The organism is Mycobacterium helveticum, from assembly GCF_007714205.1.
Taxonomy (GTDB): Bacteria; Actinomycetota; Actinomycetes; order Mycobacteriales; family Mycobacteriaceae; genus Mycobacterium; species Mycobacterium helveticum.
The window spans coordinates 1-2,477 of record NZ_VMQU01000247.1 but is presented as its reverse complement, the minus strand read 5'-3'; the positions used below and the strand labels follow the sequence as shown (position 1 = coordinate 2,477).

Genomic DNA, 2,477 nt, shown 5'->3' with positions numbered 1-2,477 from the left:
CCCAGGACTCCCGACATAGAGTCGGCTCCCTGCTGACGAGTTTGGCGTTTTTCCTGGTAGCCGCCTGTTTCTGGGTGTGTCGTTAGCGGTATTCGATTGTGGTTTATGCGATCATTCATGTGATGATTTACCTCGGATCGATGTGGTCCAACTAATGGCGGTGGTGACCCAGCCGGTGTTGCCGCTGATTCCTGCAGGGGCGACACCGATCGGCCCGATCGCCGCGCTGGTGGCCGATCCGGATGGGGGGTCGGTGGTCTACGTCAACGGGCTGGCCACATTTTGTTTCGACGCCGACGATGAGGTAGGGCGCCGGTTGGCGGCGGTGCAGCTGGTCGAGACCGAGATCGCGCGGCCCTCCCAGGTCGCGTCCGGGTTCGCGGTCACCTGCAACACCTTGTGGCGCTGGCGGTGCGAGTTCGCCGCCGACGGGGTGGCGGGACTGGCACCGGGCAAACGCGGCCCGACCGGGCCGTTCAAGCTGACTGACGAGGTGGTTGCCCGCATCCGGGAACTGCAGCAGCAGGGGTGGACCCTGGCCGCGATCGGCGCCGAGACCGGGGTGTCGACGGCGACGGTGCGGGTCGCATTGGGACGCTGCCGCGGCAGCATCGGGTGGGAGACGCGCAAGACCGCTGCCAAAAGCCCCATCGCTGTCGACGCTGAGTCGGCCTGTGCTGCCAGTTCAATCACCGGTCAGGTCGAATCTACCACCACCGCAGACCAATTCGTCGATGACGCCGATGAGCACGCGACGGCGTCGATGCTACCGGTGTTGGCGGATCCGGTGCCGCGCACCGGTGAGCGGGCGTTGGCGCGCTACGGGCTTTTGGCCGAGGCCGCCCCGGTGTTCACCCAGGGGGCTCGGCTGCCGCTGGCTGGGTTGTGGCTAGTGTTGCCCGCACTGGCGGTGACCGGGCTGCTTGAGGTGTTCACCGACACCTACGGCCGGTTACGTAACGGGTTCTACGGGTTACGGCCGGTGGTGTTGACGCTGCTGTTTTTGGCGTTGCTGCGCGATCCGCGCGCCGAGGGCCTGACCCGGGTGACCCCGGCCGATCTGGGCCGCCTACTCGGATTGGATCGAGCACCCGAGGTCAAGACCCTGCGACGCAAGCTTGGTGAGCTGGCCGCCTATCGGCGCGGGGCGGCGCTGCAGGGCGCGCTGGCCGCCGCGCACGCCGCGGCGCGACCCGACGCGATCGGCTACCTGATGATCGACGGTCACATGCGCGCCTACTTCGGCACCCGAGACCTGCAGAAAACCCATGTCGCCCGGCTGCACATGGCCGCCCGCGCGACCGCCGAGACCTGGGTCGCCGACGCTGACGGGCAACCGGTCATGGTCATCACCGCCGCGCCGTCAAGCAGCCTGGCCGGCGAGATCGAACAGCTGCTGCCGGCGCTGCGCGCCACGGTGGGCGCCCAGCGGCGGGCGACGCTGATTTTCGACCGCGGCGGCTGGTCACCGGCGTTGTTGAAGAAGATCATCGATGCTGACTTCGACGTGATCTGCTGGCGCAAGGGCGATTTCGAGCCACTGAGCGACACCGAGTTCACCGAGTGCAGCTTCACCGACACCGACACCGGCATCGAACACCCCTACACTCTTGCCGAAACCACCACCGAGCTCGACTGCGGCAAACACGGTAGCCTGTCGCTGCGTCAGATCCATAAACGCGGCCGCGACGGTTCCCAGCATCCGCTGGTCACCTCGCGGCGTGAACTGCCCGCCGCAGAAATCGTCTGGCGCCTCGGTGGCCGTTGGCGCCACGAGAACTACTTCCGGTACGGGCGAATGCATTTCGCGCTCGACGCGCTCGATGACTACACCGACAAACCCGACGACCCCACCCGGCTGGTGCCCAACCCCGCCAAGACCGGCACCGCCGCCGCGGTGAGCACTGCCGAACAGTGCCTCGCCGATGCCCAAACCGTGCTCGCTGCCGCCATCTCCGCCGCTGCCGCCGCCGCCGGCCGGCCCGACAACCACGGCTCGGCCACCGTCGACCCGGCCGCGGTCGCCGCGGTCGAAACCGCCCGCAGCCAGCTCGACCAGGCCCGCACTGACCGAGCCGCCACACCCGCGCGAGTCCCGCTGGCCACCGTGCGCCCTAACGCACGATTGCTCGACGAGGAAACCAAGCTGATCACCCACGCCATCCGTATGAGCGCCTACAACGCCGAAACCACCCTTGCCCGCCTGCTGCGCGAGCACTACCCTCGCGCGGCCGACGAAGCCCGCGCCTTGCTGCGTGAAGCGATGCGGCTGCCCGGCGACATCCACATCACCGGCGACACCTTGCACCTGCGGCTCGACCCCGCGACCGCGGCCCGCCGCAGCCGCGCGATCGCCGGCCTTTGCAATGAACTCACCGCCACCGAGACCCGCTACCCCGGCACCGACCTCAAGATCAAATACAGCGTTAAAGGTCACGACACTACATAAACGATCCCACTATGTCGGGAGTCCTGAG

Annotated in this window: 1 protein-coding gene; it reads left to right on the top strand. The window is 67.7% G+C overall.

The annotated features are described in order from the left end of the window. The first annotated feature begins 154 nt into the window (after nucleotides 1-154). Nucleotides 155-2,449, top strand: coding sequence for a putative transposase (locus tag FPZ47_RS27165; protein WP_144957326.1), 2,295 nt, complete (start codon nucleotides 155-157; stop codon nucleotides 2,447-2,449). The last annotated feature ends 28 nt before the right edge of the window (nucleotides 2,450-2,477 follow it).

What these genes read in the sequence shown, in the direction of transcription:
- FPZ47_RS27165 (WP_144957326.1), top strand. Translation starts at nt 155, where the DNA reads ATGGCGGTGGTGACCCAGCCGGTGTTGCCGCTGATTCCTGCAGGGGCG.